Below are 17,642 nucleotides of genomic sequence, written 5' to 3'. Positions count from 1 at the left end.
TAACTGCGTTGGTGTTTTGTTGTTTTTATGAATCCGGAATCAGGATCGGCCCAACGCGTAGGCTTACACAATATTTCTAGGCGAGTATAAGCTGAAAAAGTACGACTTATAATGCCTGAATTGTAAAAAAATTGTCCTGCGAGGAAACTCTCAGGAACGATGTGTGATAATTGTTTTATCGGCCGGACACATATCAGCTTTAACTCGGTTTGCGATTGGTGTAATTAGACATTGTTAAGGAATAATCGAAAATAGAGGATCAGAGTTGCAGCAGGGGATCGCATTCCTGTTCGCTGTGACTGATAACCAGACGGTGAAACCTGGTTACCGGCTTGCTGATTTTTCAGTTGGAGCTTGTAAGTGGCTGGGAGAGAGCAGCTCGATCCAATGCACAACCGGTGTGCTGTCCGGTGCGGTTTTGCTGATATGGCTCAGGCAACCGATATTGGCAGTTGCGATCAGTTCCGGTTGCCCCTTCATCAGAGCCTCGGTTTTACGCTCACCCAGTTGGTTTGAGAGTTCCGGTTGCAGGATCGAATAGGTGCCCGCTGAACCACAGCAGAGATGGGCTTCGGCAACCGGGGTCAGTTGATAGCCGATACGGCTCAGAATCGTCTCTACCACCCCGCTGATCTGCTGTCCATGCTGCAGCGTGCAGGAGGCGTGAAAAGCGATCCTGGGGGGATTGCTCATCGACTGCCTCAGGGGGTCGATATCTTCCTGCTGAATGATCTCAGCGATGTCCTTGCAATGGTTGACAAGCTGTCTGGCCTTGTCGGCATATTGCGGATCATCAGCCAGTAATCTGTCGTACTCCTTCACCATCTGAGTACAGCCGCTGGCTGTGATCACCAGGGCCTCGGCCTGATCCTGGAGCAGGGGCAACCACTGGTCAATGTTGCGTCTTGCGGCCTGGCGTGACGCCTCATGATCATCCAGATGGTGTTCGACTGCGCCGCAGCAGCCGGCTTTGGGAGTGGTGATCACTGAGATGCCGAGCCGGTCCAGTACCTGGGCAGTCGCCAGATTGATATTTGGCGCCAGGGCTGGTTGAACGCAGCCATCCAGGATGAGCATTTTCCGGCTGTGCCGGAGTGGCGGCCATTCGCTCTCACCGATCGACACTTTTTTTGGAATCACACGGCTCAGGGTTGATGGCAGCAGCGGTTTGAACAGCCTGCCCAGATTCAGCAGGGTGGCAAACAGATCACTGCGGGGAATCACTTTGCGCAGCAGCCATCTAACTGATCTGTCGGGTAGAGTGCGGGATTGCCGCTGATGCAGATGTTGTCGTCCGATCTCAAGCAACCGACTGTAGTCAACCCCGGATGGACAGGTGGTTTCACAGGCACGGCACAACAGGCAGCGATCGAGATGCTGCTGTACCGCGGCACTGGGACTGGCCCCCTCAAGTAACTGTTTCACCTGATAGATTCGACCACGGGGGCTGTCCAGTTCACTGCCGAGCAGCTGATAGGTCGGACAGGTAGCGGTGCAGAATCCACAATGCACGCAGTTGCGCAGAATGGCTTCCGCTTCCTGGCCGTGTTCAGATGATAGAATGTCGGAGGTTAATTGAGTCTGCATAATCTTCGGCGGGTTACTAGGGCCTAATCAGGCACTGGTATTGTGAGGTGTTTTCGGTGGAAAACCAAGATATTCCATAAGATCCCGAAGGGAGTTGTGGTGCTTGCCGGTGGTATAACTTTTCAAGGCGCAACAGGGCGCATTGGATTCGTGTTAACAGGCCCTAACAGGCACAGGGATCGAGGCAGGGTATGTCCGACAGTGACAACAAGCTGATACTGGCCGAACATCTGGAACGCTTTCCCCCCTTTCAGAGCCTTGGTGTGAAGCTATTGTCGATCAGTGAGGATTGGGGAAAAGTAAACCTGCTTCTGCCGTTGAACCGCTCTACCAGGAACCCGGGTGGCAGTATGTTTGGTGGTAGTATTGCCGCATTGGCGGATCCGGTACCGGCTTTGGCCTGCAATCATCGGTTTCCGGACTATGATGTCTGGACTAAAGAGTTGGGTGTGGATTTCCGCAGGCCTGGGTTGAGCGATCTGGAGTTACGCTTTGAGTTCCCGGATCGGACATCGGAGCAGATTGCCCACGAGTTGGCTGAGAAGCATCGAAGTACGCCGACTTTCGAATTTGGAATCTATGATGCGGGTGGCGAGCTGGTCGCCTGGATAAAAAATCGGGTGGCGATCCGACCGGCTGGCCACAACCTGTAGAGTATGAGTTTAGTGAAACAGTGAGAAGGTTAAAATGACTGATTCAAACAGTGATATGGATTTTGAGTTAAGCAGTGCCATTGCAGCATTTGAAGGTAAAAACTTCTCTCGTGCCGCATTACTGCTCTCGCCGCTGGCCGAGCAGGGCAGTGTCGAAGCCCAGTATCGAATGGCCATTATGTCCCAGGGCGGACTGGGAATCACTGTCAACGAGCTAATGGCCTACAAGTACATGAAGGCGGCCGCCGAATCCGGTCATGCCATGGCTCAGCATGGGCTGGGGTTCATGTATCTGGAAGGCGAATGTGTGGAGCAGAATCTGGAAAGAGCCGTTGACTGGTTCAAGAAGGCGGCGGAGCAGGGGCTGGCCGGATCTCAAACCACCCTGGCGATGCTCTATGAAGAGGGGCGCGGAGTGGAGAAAGATCCTGAAGAGGCCAAGCGCTGGTACAAGCTGGCCGGATTCTGAATTGCCGGGATGAGTGTTAACTGGCCCTAGATCAAAGTTGACCAGAGGCTCTCATAATCGGAGTCGTCATCCAGATCGTTCTGATCCTCTTTCATTTTTGCAGCGGCGTTTTCATCCAGGTGAACAAACTGGTATTGCGAGATGGAGCCGCTCGATTCCAGCAGTCTGGTGAGTTTGATCTCCTGGGCGTTTTCCCCATCATTGATCAGCAAAGTCTTACCGAGACTGAATGGGTATGAAGGACAGATCAGACTGGTGGGTTGGCCGGATGTGCCGACCTCCGGCAGAAGCAGACACTTCTCCTGCTGACTAACGTTCTGGTCCGTGAGTTGGGCGGTAACCGCCATCGCGTTAGGTGCAATCATCTGCACCCCAACCTGCATCGATTCATCATCGGAATTTCGCATCCAGCGTACCATGCCAACGCCGAACTGAGCTGCAGACATGGCAGACTGAACGCCAATCAGTTCACCAACCTGAATCTTGGGAATCTCTTTTCCACGCCAGTCGAGGCAATATCCACCGGCACTCTCATTGATGGTGGTGAACAGACAGGTCGCCTTGTCCATCTGCTGCTCCTTGTCATCCTGCCAGATTTCGAGTTTGGACTCTTCGGTGATCTCGCTGATATCCGTGGAGTTAGGGCCAAACTCCTCGAAATTACCCCGACGAGGGTTGTAGGAGGCGATATCCATTGGCTGCAGGGAGAATCTGGCTTCCACATGCATATCCTGGCCATGGGCAAATTGAGCATCGATCCAGGTGGCCTCTTTCTCCTCTTCTGTTTCAGGCGCTGGATCCGGAACGTCACCCAGTGTAATCAGCTTATGTACCGAGCGAAGACCTACGGCGATGCGCAGATCAAAGTTCAGCTTGGTGCGAACAAATGCGCGTTTCTGCGCTTTCGACCAGAGCATGATCAGCTGGCGGATGACCCCTTTGTCCAGCTCGGTGATACCGGATAGAGTCGGTTTCGACTCCTGATCATCGGTGAAGTGATCCCGCATTTGCGACAGCAGTCCGGAAACCTCCAGAATCAACAGATATTTGGTTGCGATACTGGCCGATTTGTTCTCATGGCTGGGAGCCATGTCGCTATCCTGATGGATGGTGATGGAACTCTCTTCCGGGGCATCGTCATAACTGTAAAGATTGGTGTATTGACTCCAGTCCAGCAGTATATCGAAGAGCTGTAGGTTCTCTTTCTGGCGCATTTTGTAAGGGGATGCCAGGGAGAACAGCAGGCAGCGGGTGTAGTTCTGATCAATGGTCGACTGTTGTTCCGATGGTTCGTAGGGATCATTGACCTTATCGGATCCGATACCATAGCGGTTGGCCAGCCTGTGGCAGACGTGGAGTTCCTGCCAGGTGCGCTTTGGGCAGGGGTCATAGACAATTACCGAGAGCAGTATCACTTTTGACAGATAGGTGATGCATCGATGGATTGCCAGGGTCAGTTGGGCCCGGTCCACACCCTCCTGTGCATGGGTCAACAGGTCGACGATGACCGCCTTATAGGCGGTCGCCATACCGCTGTGAAGCTCACGATTCAGGTTGGCGATCTTGTGCGACTTCTCACTGAGTGGAAAACGGGTACCGAGATAGTGCTTGTTCAGATTGGTGGCAACATAGGATAAGGGTTCGCGAAAATTTTCGATGCTTCGCAGTCGTTGCGTGGCATCCAGGCTGGTACGGTTGAAGGCACGCAGGGATTGGAAGATCTGTCTTGAAGTCTCACCGATATTAGCCATTGGCAGCTCCTTCGCCCACGCAGCGACCTGTTTATCATTCAGATAAAAGGGTACGCCTGACGGGGAGGATTGCTCTGGAATTCTCAAGCCGATCGGATTGCTGGTTGCCATATTAGTTTTGCCGCCGAAATTCACTGTTGCTCATATAGGTTTAGATTAGTCACTTTTTCCATCAAATTCACAGATATGTCTCTATGATCCGATTCTGCAATAACTGTTCAGGTTAGACGCCGAGGACCATGCAAAACAGCTACCCTGCTGACAACCAGCTGAGGATTGACGAGCTGATCTCTCCGAGGGGATAGGTCTGTGGGACGGAATACGTGTGCACCCAGGTCATCCGTGAGCAGGTAATTCAGTATCTTGAATAGGTAGGAAAAATACAGATTTTGTAAACGTTTGTAAATAACCCTGTAAACTCTGGGTGTAGTCCTTTCCATTGCCTTTAATATTCCCTGGTAATTATAGTCAAGCTGTTGATATTAATGAATTTATGCATGTCAAGCCGCTTGCCATTTCATCAATATAAGCCGAGCTTTGACAGATTGCAATAGTGCCTTAAATTCCTCAGTTCTATCAAAAGCTTATGTCTAATGTCATGAAACAGTCATCAATCTGCTCAAGAACAATGGACCTAGCCAGCAGGCGGTACACCGTTTACCTCTGGGGAAATCACTGATCAACTGCAGATCTGGCACAATCGAGCAAGAGCGCCTGGTTGTCGGAGAACCGTTCACTCACGCACCTGTGAAGATCCATCCGGAGTCGTGAAAATCGGCTGAATCGCTCATGCCGGACAGGCTATGATGCGTGGATAGTGATGATTCAATAAGGTGGGTGATATGGAACTGAAACTGGTCAGCTTTGCAATCTGTCCATTTGTACAGCGTTCTGTGATTCTATTGCGGGAGAAGCAGATCGACCATGAGATTGAGTATATCGACCTGAACGACCCTCCGGATTGGTTTCTGCAGCTATCCCCGACTGGAAAGGTCCCGCTGCTGTTGGTTGATGGCGCCACGCTGTTTGAGTCCTCAGTTATCCTGACTTTTCTGGATGAGTCATTCCCTCCCGGCTTCCAGCCTGCAGATACCCTCAGACGAGCCCGGCATAGATCCTGGATCGAATATGGATCGACTCTGCTGATGGCGCAACATGCCATGGCAACCGCCAGTGATGAAGATACGTTTATAGAGAAAAAGCACTTACTTGAAGAGGATATTGCGCGACTCTCCGAGCCGTTGAGTGAAGGATTGTTCGCCAATCCGGATGAGTTTTCGCTGGTCGATGCCGCCATTGCACCACTTTTTATGCGTCTGCAGCATCTGGCTGATATCAATCAGCAGGCGGTTGTGAAAATACCGGATCCGGTGCGTCACTGGTCAGAGCGGCTGTTGCAGCGTGCTGCGGTCGAGCAGTCGGTGGTGACGGATTTTGCGGATCGATACAGGGCTTTCCTGGTGTCGAATAAGAGCTGGCTCTGTGTCGCTGATGGTTCTGGTAATTGAAAGTTGGCGGCAAGATAACCCATTGATCTCGCATGGATAAATAGGCTCCTTGCTATGCTAGTTTAGCCCCATGGTGTTGTCGAATAGTTACACGGAGCTGGGTGGGGCCTTCTATCAGAGTATCCCCCCCGAGCCGGTGAAAGAGCCGAAACTGTTTCTCTGGAACAGTCCCCTCGCTGAGACGCTTCAACTGGAGCGGATATTGGAGCGTGACGGACCGTCGCGGGCGCAGATTTTTTCCGGCAACCGGCTTCTACCCGGCGCCAATCCCATGGCACTCGCCTATGCCGGCCATCAATTTGGGCACTTTGTGGCTCAGCTGGGTGATGGCAGAGCCCATCTGCTGGGTGAATTGACCGACCGTTTCGGAGAGCTGAAAGAGATTCAACTGAAGGGATCCGGTCCGACTCCCTACTCCAGAAGCGGGGATGGACGATATGCATTGGGCCCGGCGGTTCGCGAGTTCATCATGGGCGAGGCCCTGCATGCCATGGGCATCCCCACAACCCGCAGCCTGGCTGTGATCACGACCGGTGAAACAGTCTATCGGGAGACACCCAATCAGGGCGCGGTATTGACCCGTATTGCGGCAAGTCATCTGCGGGTGGGCAGCTTTGAATATTTTGCTGCGCAAAAGAATCATCAGGCCCTGCAGCAACTTGCAGATTTTGCCATCGGTCGCCACTATCCGGAACTGCAGAGCGAGGGAGAGGAGCGGTTTACGCTACTGCTCGAACAGGTGATCAAGCGACAGGTCGATCTGGTAGTGGAGTGGCTGCGGGTCGGTTTCATCCATGGCGTGATGAATACCGACAACACCACCATTTCCGGTGAAACCATCGATTATGGACCCTGTGCAATGATGGGGGTTTACAGTCCGGATACGGTCTTCAGCTCAATCGACAAGGCTGGGCGCTATGCGTTTGGCAACCAACCTGCAATTGCCCAGTGGAACATGGCCCGTTTTGCCGAGACACTGTTGCCATTGATCCATCCTGAGGAGAAGCGGGCAGTAGAGATCGCCAGCCGCAGCCTGGAAGTGTTCGGCGATCTTTTCAATGATCGGTATCAGCGGATGATGGCGTGCAAGATCGGTATCACCCAGGCAGAATCCTCAGATGCAAAACTGATATCGGAGCTTTTGCACTGCCTGCAACAGAAGCGTCTGGATTACACCGAGAGCTTTGACCGATTGACCCGCAGTCTCACTTCTCCAGCCCTGGCTCATGAGTTGAGCAGGGAGCTGGGCGATTGGTATCAGCAGTGGCAGACCCGCTTGAGCGCTGTCGGAGAGCTTGAACAGGCACAACAGGTCATGCGGCCGATGAATCCTCTGGTGATTCCCAGAAATCAGCAGATGGAGCAGGTGATTCAGATTTCCACGCAACAGGGTGATGCCAGTGCCGCGGAACAGTTCCTCGAGGTTTTACGCTCACCCTATACCCTGACAGATAAAACAGAACCCTATCAGCGCACTGCGCCCGATGCGGATCAAGGTTATCGTACCTTTTGCGGCACTTGATCGGTGCTGGGTTGATCATTGACACCCAATGATGGAGTCTCGTGGGTGGTTGGCTAAAATGGTGGCTATGGGGAGAGAGAGTCTCTTGTCTGAAAAGAGGTTTCCTTAACAACCTTACCATTGCTGGGTCCCAGGGACCTTCAGCAGAAGAATAAAACGGGTAGCTCATGATTAAACCAAGCCACAAACCATTTGTCATTTCTCAGGGGATGACATCGCTCACCGTCGCCGCCTTTTCGGTCGGGGCCACGCTTTTTTCAAGCGGTATTGAAGCGGCTACCGGGGTACCGGACATCTACACCATCGATGCCAATGATCGTTCGGAAACCATCGTGGTAACGGTGAATGATCGGCTGGAGATCTCCACCCTGGAAGCGATCAATGCCATCGAAATCGTCTCGATCAGCAGTCTCTCCAATGCCGCTGCGGGTTCCGTGCAGATCGATCCGGATGACAACTTCTCGATCAATGTGTTTCCCAATCCGGGATTCTCCGGCAGCGTCACTTTCACCTATCGGGTCAGCGACATCCGAGGCACCAGCGATGACACCCTGGTGACCTTGAACATCGTCTCCTCCACCTCAACCCTGGAGACCGTCAACGATCACTATCTCAGCAGTGGCGGTGCAATCAACCTTTTTCCCCAGGAGAACGACATCCATCCGGGTATCGGATTCCGTGTCGAGATTCTCTCCCAGCCCAGTCAGGGAACACTTTCCACAACCGATGTTACCGGTCTCTATCTCTATACGCCTCCAACGGATCTCAGTGACCCGACCTCGGTCAGTTTCGACTATCGCCTGGTGGCTGACAGTGGTGAGGCCAGTGCTCCGGCCAGCGTCACCATAACCCTCGATCCCAGCCTGGACCCCATTGCCAATGGTGGCGCGGATGAGGCGCAGAGCAGTCTGGCCAGGGTGATGCAGGTGGCCTGTGACGCCAACTCCGCCGCTGCTGGATCACAGACCGATGAGGCGCTGGCTACCACCTGTAGCGCGCTCTCGTCTCTGAGTGGTTCAGAGCTCGATAGTGCGTTGGAAGAGGTGCTTTTGAGACAGGTGGGCGCCCAGGCGAGCTCGATGAAGGGGGTTGCTGCAAACCAGATCAAGAATGTAGCTGGTCGTCTGCAGGAGATACGCACTGGTCTGCCCGGTGTCAGCCTGGCCGGATTGCGGGCCATCCTGAATGATCAGCAGCTCAATCTTGGGCGCCTGCTGACCGGCCTGCAGCAGGGGGGAAGTGCCGGCGATGGCATCGCCAATGAGCGTCTGGGTGGATTTATAACCGGAACGATCAATATCGGCGATGGGGAGTCGCGTAACCGGGAGAACGCCTTTGAGATCGATAATCAGGAGTTGCTGGCCGGTCTCGACTACCGTTTCAACAACGATCTGGTGATGGGAACGGCACTCGGCTACAGCCGCTCTGAGACCAGTGAAAACGGTGGTGATACCGGTGTCGATGTGGATGGTTGGAACCTCTCGATCTACGGTAACTACTACCCGGCCAGAGATTGGTATGTGGATTGGTTGCTCGGTTATGGCGAGTCATCCATCGATACCAGTCGCTCAATCGATATCGGGGGCGTTGCCTCTCAGGCCAAAGCTGAGACAGATGCGGATATCTTCAGTGCCGTGGTTGGTACTGGATACAGCTACAACGTACAGGCCTGGAGGATTGACGGTTATACATCACTTGAGTATCGCAATAGTGAAATAGACGCCTACCGGGAGCGTAACGATGCCGGATTGGATATGAATATCTATAAGACCTCCACCGATGTTCTCTCCGGTCGACTCGGTGTGCGGGCCAGTAACGCACTCAGCTTCAGCTTTGGTGTACTGGTGCCGCAGTTCGAACTTGAGTTGGTCAAGGACTTCAAGAATGAAGCGCCTGAGATCGAAGCGGAATTCGCACTGGTACCGGAAGCGGGAAGCTTTACACTGACCAATGAGGATCCGGATGACAGCTATGTCAATGCGGGGATCTCACTCAGCGGCCAATTCAAAAACGGTATCACAGGCTTTGTCCGATACAGCACCATGCTGGCCAGGGATGATCTGGATCTGGATACCTGGCAGCTCGGCGCGCGCATGCCGTTCGGTGGTCCGGCAGAGGATATCCATCTGCTGCAGGCGGGTGAGGATCAGCATGTTGCAGCGGGCCTGTTCATCGGTACCACCGGTCCCGGTCTGGCTCTGACCCTGCCCGTGCGTGGAGAGAGCCTCAATTTTCGAACCCTGCTGGCAAACATGCCCTATGACACGGATGAGGAGCTCGATGATATCGAGTATGACATAGACCTGGATCTCTTCACTTGGGGCGCACTGCTGGATTGGCATCCGATGAATGGTGGATTCAGAGTGAGTGGCGGACTCTACGCCCTGCAGTCGAATATCACAGCATCCGCTCAACCCACCGAGCCCGTGGAGATCGGTAGCACTACATTCACTCCTGACCAGGTGGGTACCCTGGAGGCGGAGGTCGATTACAGCCGCAATCTGGCACCCTACCTTGGTATCGGTTGGGGTAATGCGGTGAAGCCGGGATCCAAGTTCAGCTTCAGTGTCGATTTCGGTATTCTGTTTACCGACAATCCGACGATCTCACTCGAAGCGGACAGTGCCCTGGCTGATGCCAATCCGGCGCTGAAAGCCCAACTGGAGTCGGAGTTGGCGGTTGAGGAGAACCGGATCAACAGTGAGGATCTGGATGACATCCGATACTGGCCGGTGATCAATGTTGGTGTGGCCTATCATTTCTGATACGGGATGCGACCGTGATGGGGCTGGCCCATGCTGTTGTTATTCGGTTGAGGTTTGAGATCAAAGGCAGAGAGCGGATGCTCTCTACCTGTCTGAAGCGTGTCGTGAAAGCTCGGGTTTAATCGTCTGTGACCAACCCGGCGACTCTGCTTCGGGCTTACTGGGCCGGTTTTACGTTCTCACCGGCAACCAGCTGGCTGACGATTTCGAACATTTTGCTGTAGGAGCCGGCCCGGCTACCACTGGTCAGATATTTACCATTGACCGCGATGGCGGGTACTCCGTCCAGTTGGTACCGCTGCCCCAGCTTCTTCGCATTCTGAACCTTGACGTAGACACCGAAGGAGTTCCAGGCTTCCGTAAACTTCTCTTTGTCCACACCCTGTTCCACCGCAAAGTCGATCAGGGCATTCTTGTCGTAGATTTTACGCTTCTTGTCATGGATGGCTGCAAACAGGGGGGTGTGCAGTTTTTCAGTCAAACCGAGGATCTCGGCGGTGTAGAAGAACTGTGCGTGGGCGGTCCAGCGACTGTTCAGTGGTGCGGGCACCCGGACAAACTCCACATTTTCCGGCTTCGCTTTCAGCCAGCTCTCCAGATCGGGTTCCATGTGGTAGCAGTGAGGGCATCCGTACCAGAAGAACTCGAGAACTTCCACCTTGCCATCGGCAACGGAAGTGGCCACCGGCGGATCCACCGGATCATATCCCTCGCCCCATTCGGCGGCGTACAGTGTTTGGCTGGTAACAATGAGAAAAAGTAGTGTCAGTCGGTTGATCAAGGGCATAATCTGTCCTTCAGTTTGTTGTAATGTTGATAGGATCAAATCCTATTGAAACCTGTTAGAAATTTGAATAGCAGTATGGTTCCCGGTACGGTATGGCGAATTGACGCAAATCAACTTGAAATATCCTATGCGAGTTGTGATTCATGGGAAATAATCAGATAGATCACTATATCGAGATACTCTGCCAGAAGGGTTGCAGATCAGTCCGTGATGACATTAAGTTGTTGGAACAGGGCGTTATATTACCCGAATTGAAGGTTCTAGACGACCTTTCAAGAGAGAAAGTCTTGAAAGAGTTACGCGACATTATGGCGGTTTATGGAGAGAGTTGCCCGCTCGGCTCTCCCAAAGATAATCAGCGAAGCGGTATGAAAGATGGCGAACAGTAGAACAAGACTCGGTAATATTGTCTATAAAGCACCCTCCCGGATACACGGTAATGGACTGTTTGCGAAGGTATCCATTGCCAAAGGGGACTTCATAGGAACCTATGAGGGCCCGCAAGCGAAGCGGGATGGCACCTATGTGCTTTGGGTGTTTGAAGATGACAAGCAACCGGTCGGCCGCAGCGGTAGAAATCTGCTTCGCTATCTCAACCATCATGATCAGGGTAATGCTGAATTTGATGGCTTCGATCTGTTCGCACTGAAGGACATCAAACCCAACGAAGAGATCACCTTCGATTATGGAGGCTGGGAAGAGGAGTAGGCTCCTCTTTCTCGTCATCGAAACCCTGGGCTCAGCCGCCAGCTGTCAGGGATTCAAGGGTATCAGTAGATTCTGTTCGGCTTTATCAGCGGATTGTCTGGAATCCTTTGCCTCTATCAGCTTCAGGATCTCAAAATCCGACCAGCTGATTTCTGAATTAGGGCTGTAGATGGCCCTCTCCAGAGCATTTACCGCTTGTGCCAGATCCGGATGGCATCGCCTGGCCAGCCTGCTGAGGTTGTTGGGCGGGTTGTCGGGCCAGCTGAGCAGGGCCCAGTGGAGCCAGGCATCTCTCGCCGCTTGACCATCTTTGGTCTGATAGGCTTCTGCCAGGTGCTGCAGGACGTTTTCCAGCTCTGGCTGGTTCGATCTCTGCTGGCTGGGCTCTTTGATCGTCACCGGCTTGGCGGGTTGCTTGCGTCGACTGCTGAACCACCAGGCACTGACTGTTATCAACCAGGCCAATCCGAACAGGGTGGCCATCCAGGGAAAGTCGTCAGCCGACTCCGGGTCAGGGGTGGCTGGATTTTCTGCGCTCAGATTCTGTTGACTGGTTTGAGCAGCGACCGAAGGCTGAGCTTGGTTAGCCATTCCGGCAGGATTGGGCATAAAACTGATCTCTTTGGCGGGCAGTCTGGCAATCTCCTGCTGGCGGGTTTCGGTATTCCACCAGGGAACCTCAATCGGGGGCAGGGTGTATCTCCCCGGATCCGTGGCGATCAGAGTCAGACTCTGCTGCAGTGAACTGCTGATACCGGATCGATTCGGCTTGTCATTCAGATGTGGGCTTTCCGGATAGAGTTTGAGTCCGCTTGGCATGCTCTGTTCGATGTTTGGCAGTTGGTTCGACATCACTCCGTCGGCGATAATCATCACTCGACGGGTGATCGGACTGCCCGCCAGCACCATTTCGTTGTCGATACCATTCTCCACAATTTGCAGATTTTTCGCCGGTAGCCAGCGTTCACCGGTAAACTCTTGTGGAATTGGCAGAATCTCCAGGGAGACCGGGTTGGATTCAGCTCGAATGATACGACCGGCTTGTTGATGTGAAGGAAAGCCGTTGCTGAAAAAGGCAGTGAAGGGGTCACGGCTGCCACCTGAACGGCCACGAAATTTTACCCCATCCAGTGTCAGTATGCCGGTTTGGCGTGCGAACAGGGCGTAGACTCGCTCTACCACCCGGTAGTCCACACCATCCTTGCGGCTGCTGTAGCGATCCTCATGGATCAGGCTGATCTGGGTGTCGTCCAGTGATGGTTCAGGTGGATCCAGTGATTCACCCCGGACTCCCTTGGCCTGGTAGAGCTTCAGGGTCAGCAGGATCTGTTCTTCGAGATAGGCGGAATCCTTGTTCAGGTTCAGTTCGATCAGTGCCTGCTTGGTTGCCTCTGCCTCCTGCTGGGTCTGTTGCTCCACCTGCAGGGTCAGTGGTTGTGTGGTTTGATCAGCAACCTGGATCGCCGGGATGGTCAAACTGCCGCTGCGTAACGGAAGCAGTGTGAGGTTCAGGGAACGCTTTGATGTCATCTCGCCATTGATCACCGAAATGCTCTGCTGCGTGGAGCGGCTGAGAATTTCAAAATCCTGTTCGAGGGGGGTGAGGTCGGGCGAGAGATCTTCTCCGTCATCGGTCTCTATGGTCAACTGCACCGGCTGATCCAGGCCGGTTACCTGGTGGGAGAGTCGGCTCTGCACCTGGGCTTGAAGTAAGCCTGCCGGAAGGCACAGAAGAAACGCCATCAGGCGAGCGAGATGAGCAGTGTCGGTTTTTAAAAACTCTGGCATAGTCCTGGTTGTATTGCGGTTTTCCATCTTACCCGGCCGCTGGTGGTATGCAGTGAAAACGCTCTGTTTCAGCAGTACCGGGTTGCAGCAGGGTGACTGAGCGTGTCGCTTAGAGACCTGCACAGACACAACACAGGCTCGCATACCCTATAATTGTGCACTTGTATCAGCTCCAAGGTCACCCCTTTAGATGGGGGTGGCAAACATAAGTTTCCTATGGATTTTACAGAGTTTTTACTCTGATATCCTTAGTCCCTAAGGTTTCGCACAGAACAACTCTGAAGCGGAGACATCGTGTCAGGTAGAATAAGAACTTAGTGAAAATCCAAGCAAGAACCCAACCGTCAGAGCCTCCTCAATTTTCAGCGGAGATACATCCGGTGCTGCAGCGGATCTACCATGCCAGGGGATTGAAGCGGCAGGAAGAGCTCGACCTGGCCCTGTCACAACTCTGTCCAGTGTCCCGGTTGAAAGGGGTTGAAGCCGCAGCCGAGCTGCTGTTCGAGACCATCCGTGCAGGAGAACCAATCGTCATTATTGGTGATTATGATGCGGATGGGGCAACCAGTACCGCACTCTCGGTGCTGGCTCTGCAGGCATTCGGTAGCGACAAGGTCTCCTATCTGGTGCCTAACCGGTTTGAGTTCGGCTATGGCCTGAGTCCGGAAATTGTCGACCTGGCCGCACAGCGCAGTCCGGGTCTGATCGTGACTGTGGATAATGGCATTTCCAGTCTCAGTGGGGTTGAACAGGCCAACTCCCTGGGTATTCCGGTATTGATCACCGACCACCATCTACCGGGACAACAGCTGCCCGAGGCCGCCGTGATCGTCAACCCGAACCAGCCGGATGACGATTTTCCCAGTCCCTATCTGGCCGGGGTTGGGGTGATCTTCTACGTAATGATTGCGCTCTACAATCTGCTCAAAACGAATGACTGGTTTCAGCAGCAGGGGCTGAAACACCCGCAACCGGCGGAGTGGCTCGATCTGGTCGCATTGGGCACCATCAGCGACCTGGTACCGCTGGATCGAAATAACCGCATACTGGTTTCACAAGGCTTGAAACGGATTCGTGCCGGACGCTGCAGGGCAGGAATACTGGCGCTGTTGGCCATCGCCAAGCGCAACTATCAGCGTGTGGTTGCTTCAGACATGGGTTTCGCCGTAGGCCCCAGGCTGAATGCCGCCGGTCGCCTCGACGATATGGGATTGGGTATCGAGTGTCTGTTGAGTGAAGGCATTGACTCGGCCACCGCCATCGCGGCCGAACTGGACCGGCTCAACCATGCCCGGCGGGCGATCGAGCAGCAGATGAAGCAGCAGGCGGAGAGTCTGTTGCAGGAGCAGCTGCCACCAGCCGACGGTATCCTGGCCCAGGGTCTCTGTCTCTACGAAAAGAGCTGGCATCAGGGGGTGATCGGGATTCTCGCATCGAGGATCAAGGAGCAGTATCATCGCCCGGTAATCGCATTTGCAGATGCCGGCTCCGGGGTAATGAAGGGTTCGGCCCGCTCCATTGCCGGATTGCACATACGCGACCTGCTAGAGCGCATCGACAGCGCCAATCCCGGTCTGATCACCCGCTTCGGGGGCCATGCGATGGCCGCTGGTTTGAGTCTCTCCGCTGATAGGTTTGATGATTTTAAATTCGCCTTCGAGCAAGCGCTTGAACAACAGCTGGATCCCCAGTTGCTCGAGGGGGTTATACTGACCGACGGCGTTCTCAAACAGGAGGAGATGAATCTCACTCTGGCGGAACAGATTCGTGCCGGCGGCCCCTGGGGGCAGGGGTTTCCTGAGCCGATGTTTGAGGGGCGGTTTACGGTGAAGCAGCAGAGAGTGGTTGCCGAGCACCATCTGAAGCTGGTGCTGGGGGATGACAGTGGCGAGTGGCTGATTGATGCCATTGCCTTCAATCAGCCACCCCTGTCTGAGTCTGCCGGTCAGGTTTTGCTTGCCTACCGACTGGATGTGAACGAATTTCGTGGTCAGAAGAGCGCGCAATTGATTGTGGAGAAGATAGCATCGACATTCGAGACGACGAACTAGAGCAGGACGAGGGGCCGAGCAAAAGCGAGATCAAGCGTGAAATGCTCGCCCTGCAGAAACTGGGGGAGCGGTTGACCGGTCTGTCAGCGACCCAGCTGGGCAGGATGCCACTGAGTGATGCCATGCTGGCTGCCCTGGCGGAGTCAAAACGGATCAAATCTATGAATGCCCTGCGCAGACACTACCGGCGTCTGGGCAAACTGTTGCAACAGGAAGATCTGGATGCGATCCGCCAGGTGGTGGATGAGCTGGACAATAAACATCAGGCATCGGTTGCAAAGTTTCACAATCTCGAGCGTTGGCGGGATCGCCTGATCGAGGGGGAGAGTGAGGCGTTTGGCGCTTTTCTGGCGGAGTATCAAAATGCCGACCGTCAACATCTTCGGCAGCTGATTCAAGCGGCCAAGCGGGAGCAGGAGAAGGGTGGTCCCCCTCAGGCCTTCCGCAAATTGTTCAAGTATCTGCGAGAAGTGTCCGGGCTATAGTGTCCCTGTCATGGAATCTCTCCTATTCAGTTGGTCAGTACGAGATGATCCGGTCACTGCAGGAGCCGCAATGTCCTAATGGCGGTGCCGTCAGCCAAACCAGTTGAGCCACTTGCCGGCATAAGGGGTCAGAGCCCGCTTGAGCTCGCGCTCCTCAGGGACTCGGTCCGCCATCTTGGAATCGCCCATTGCCAGAGTGCTTCCGGGCTCTCCGGCTGCTCCGGAGGCAGTGGCTGTTGCAGGAAGGCAAGGACACTGAGCAGGGAGTTCAGGGGATCTTTCGGCTCCACCGGCCTGTCCCGATCCTGTTTGCTCAGTTTACGCCCACTTTGATCGACTGCCAGCGGCAGGTGTAGATAGTTGGGTTGCTCCAAGCCGAGCAGCTGTTGCAGATAGCACTGCCTGGGGGTTGAGCTGAGCAGGTCGGCACCACGCACCACATCGGTAATTTTCTGCCAGGCATCATCCACCACCACGGCCAGCTGGTAGGCGTGATAGCCATCCATCCGTCTGATCACGAAATCGCCGATCTCTGTTCCAGGGTTCTGCCGGAATATCCCCTGCAGTCTGTCTTCGACCAGAATATCCCGGTCCTGGGTCACCAGGCGGATGCTGTTTGTCGCTATACCCGGTTTTTTTCCGGATCGACAGGTTCCCGGGTAGATCGGCCCTTCCGGGCCGATCTGAGCACGTTCACGTATCTCTTTACGGGAGCAGCTGCAGGGATAGGCCAGGTCAGCGGCAAGCAATTGTTCAACGACTTCGGCATAGCGCTCCGTGCGACGGCTCTGATAGATCACCTCTCCATCCCAGTGCAGAGCGAAAGCCTCGAGGCTGGAGAGGATCTCCGCGGCGGACCCGGGGACTTCCCGGGTACGATCCAGGTCTTCAATTCTCACCAGCCACTCACCTTGGTGATGACGGGCATCGAGAAAGCTGCCAACAGCAGCGACCAGGGAACCGAAATGGAGTTTTCCTGTCGGTGATGGCGCAAAGCGCCCCCGATAGGTAGTACGGCTCATTGTCCCCTATCCATAACGTAAAAAACCGGCATATGCCGGTTTTTTACAGGAAAAATCCGATCGGCATCACCCCATCTGTTTTTCACGAATCTCATCTAAAGTCTTACAGTCGATGCAGAGGGTGGCGGTCGGTCTGGCCTCCAGTCGGCGGATACCTATCTCGATGCCACAGGACTCGCAATAGCCATACTCTTTGTTATCGATCTGCTCCAAGGCTTCATCGATTTTCTTGATCAGTTTTCTCTCCCGGTCCCTCGTACGCAGCTCAAGACTGAATTCAGACTCCTGGGTGGCGCGGTCGTTCGGGTCAGGGAAATTGGCAGCCTCATCCTGCATATGGTGAACCGTACGGTCGACCTCCTGCATCAGATTGGCTTTCCAAGCAGCAAGTATGGAGCGGAAATGGTTCTCCTGCCCCTCACTCATATACTCTTCACCCTTAGCGGGTTCATAGGGCTCGATGCCGAAGGATCCAGCCCCTTTAGCTGTGGCTTTCTTCTGGGCCATTCATGGTACCTCTTACGTGAAGGCGCATATCTATACCAG

15 protein-coding genes are annotated in these 17,642 nt (G+C 54.1%); 9 read left to right on the top strand and 6 right to left on the bottom strand.

Features of this window, described 5'->3' with window-relative positions; all coding sequences use genetic code 11:
• Window positions 1-324 precede the first annotated feature (324 nt).
• Window positions 325-1,587, bottom strand: coding sequence for a glycolate oxidase subunit GlcF (glcF, locus tag A3193_RS11180; RefSeq protein ID WP_069006188.1), 1,263 nt, complete (start codon window positions 1,585-1,587; stop codon window positions 325-327).
• Between the two features lie 191 nt (window positions 1,588-1,778).
• Between glcF and A3193_RS11175 the strand changes: the two genes are divergently transcribed.
• A complete protein-coding gene (locus A3193_RS11175) occupies window positions 1,779-2,240 on the top strand; it encodes a PaaI family thioesterase (protein WP_069006187.1) in 462 nt (153 codons plus the stop codon).
• Window positions 2,241-2,274: 34 nt separating this feature from the next.
• On the top strand, window positions 2,275-2,709 hold the full coding sequence (locus A3193_RS11170) for a tetratricopeptide repeat protein (RefSeq protein ID WP_069006186.1): 435 nt from the start codon (window positions 2,275-2,277) through the stop codon (window positions 2,707-2,709).
• Between the two features lie 26 nt (window positions 2,710-2,735).
• On the opposite strand, the gene A3193_RS11165 is transcribed toward A3193_RS11170, so the two are convergent.
• Complete coding sequence (locus A3193_RS11165; protein WP_069006185.1) at window positions 2,736-4,571, bottom strand: hypothetical protein; 1,836 nt, start codon at window positions 4,569-4,571, stop codon at window positions 2,736-2,738.
• Window positions 4,572-5,302: 731 nt separating this feature from the next.
• Here A3193_RS11165 and A3193_RS11160 point away from each other — a divergent pair.
• The 3 genes from A3193_RS11160 to A3193_RS11150 all read left to right on the top strand — a co-directional run bounded on the left by A3193_RS11160 (window position 5,303) and on the right by A3193_RS11150 (window position 10,255).
• Window positions 5,303-5,968: a glutathione S-transferase family protein gene (locus tag A3193_RS11160; RefSeq protein WP_069006184.1), complete on the top strand. Its 666-nt coding sequence runs from the start codon at window positions 5,303-5,305 to the stop codon at window positions 5,966-5,968.
• Window positions 5,969-6,038: 70 nt separating this feature from the next.
• The gene (locus A3193_RS11155; RefSeq protein ID WP_069014841.1) at window positions 6,039-7,490 is read left to right on the top strand and encodes a protein adenylyltransferase SelO; all 1,452 of its coding nucleotides are present in this window, start codon (window positions 6,039-6,041) and stop codon (window positions 7,488-7,490) included.
• Between the two features lie 167 nt (window positions 7,491-7,657).
• Window positions 7,658-10,255 carry an autotransporter family protein gene (locus A3193_RS11150; RefSeq protein ID WP_083218737.1) on the top strand — a complete coding sequence of 866 codons (2,598 nt, stop codon included), beginning with the start codon at window positions 7,658-7,660 and terminating at the stop codon, window positions 10,253-10,255.
• 157 nt (window positions 10,256-10,412) lie between these two features.
• Here the strand turns inward: A3193_RS11150 and A3193_RS11145 are convergent, their stop codons facing one another.
• Window positions 10,413-11,042 carry a thiol:disulfide interchange protein DsbA/DsbL gene (locus tag A3193_RS11145; RefSeq protein ID WP_083218736.1) on the bottom strand — a complete coding sequence of 210 codons (630 nt, stop codon included), beginning with the start codon at window positions 11,040-11,042 and terminating at the stop codon, window positions 10,413-10,415.
• A gap of 143 nt (window positions 11,043-11,185) precedes the next feature.
• Here A3193_RS11145 and A3193_RS11140 point away from each other — a divergent pair, with 143 nt between their 5' ends.
• Entirely contained in the window at window positions 11,186-11,431 is a 246-nt protein-coding gene (locus A3193_RS11140; RefSeq protein ID WP_069006181.1) for a hypothetical protein, read from the top strand.
• A complete protein-coding gene (locus tag A3193_RS11135; RefSeq protein ID WP_069006180.1) occupies window positions 11,418-11,750 on the top strand; it encodes an SET domain-containing protein in 333 nt (110 codons plus the stop codon). The genes A3193_RS11140 and A3193_RS11135 overlap by 14 nt, the downstream gene beginning before the upstream one ends.
• 45 nt (window positions 11,751-11,795) lie before the next feature.
• Here A3193_RS11135 and A3193_RS11130 read toward each other — a convergent pair whose 3' ends face one another.
• On the bottom strand, window positions 11,796-13,493 hold the full coding sequence (locus tag A3193_RS11130; RefSeq protein WP_069015467.1) for a BatD family protein: 1,698 nt from the start codon (window positions 13,491-13,493) through the stop codon (window positions 11,796-11,798).
• A 425-nt stretch (window positions 13,494-13,918) separates the two neighbouring features.
• Between A3193_RS11130 and recJ the strand changes: the two genes are divergently transcribed.
• Together recJ and yjgA are read left to right on the top strand one after the other, a co-directional pair.
• Window positions 13,919-15,589 (top strand): single-stranded-DNA-specific exonuclease RecJ, encoded by a 1,671-nt coding sequence (recJ, locus tag A3193_RS11125; RefSeq protein ID WP_305782033.1) that lies wholly within the window; start codon window positions 13,919-13,921, stop codon window positions 15,587-15,589.
• Entirely contained in the window at window positions 15,520-16,074 is a 555-nt protein-coding gene (gene yjgA / locus A3193_RS11120) for a ribosome biogenesis factor YjgA (protein WP_320409093.1), read from the top strand. The genes recJ and yjgA overlap by 70 nt, the downstream gene beginning before the upstream one ends.
• A 128-nt stretch (window positions 16,075-16,202) precedes the next feature.
• On the opposite strand, the gene gluQRS is transcribed toward yjgA, so the two are convergent.
• The gene (gene gluQRS, locus A3193_RS11115) at window positions 16,203-17,096 is read right to left on the bottom strand and encodes a tRNA glutamyl-Q(34) synthetase GluQRS (RefSeq protein ID WP_069014835.1); all 894 of its coding nucleotides are present in this window, start codon (window positions 17,094-17,096) and stop codon (window positions 16,203-16,205) included.
• Window positions 17,097-17,162: 66 nt separating this feature from the next.
• On the bottom strand, window positions 17,163-17,603 hold the full coding sequence (gene dksA / locus A3193_RS11110; protein WP_069006176.1) for an RNA polymerase-binding protein DksA: 441 nt from the start codon (window positions 17,601-17,603) through the stop codon (window positions 17,163-17,165).
• Window positions 17,604-17,642 lie beyond the last annotated feature (39 nt).

The sequence above is a fragment of the Candidatus Thiodiazotropha endoloripes genome (genome assembly GCF_001708965.1).
GTDB lineage: Bacteria > Pseudomonadota > Gammaproteobacteria > Chromatiales > Chromatiaceae > Thiodiazotropha > Thiodiazotropha endoloripes.
This window is presented reverse-complemented; position numbering and strand designations above follow the sequence as displayed.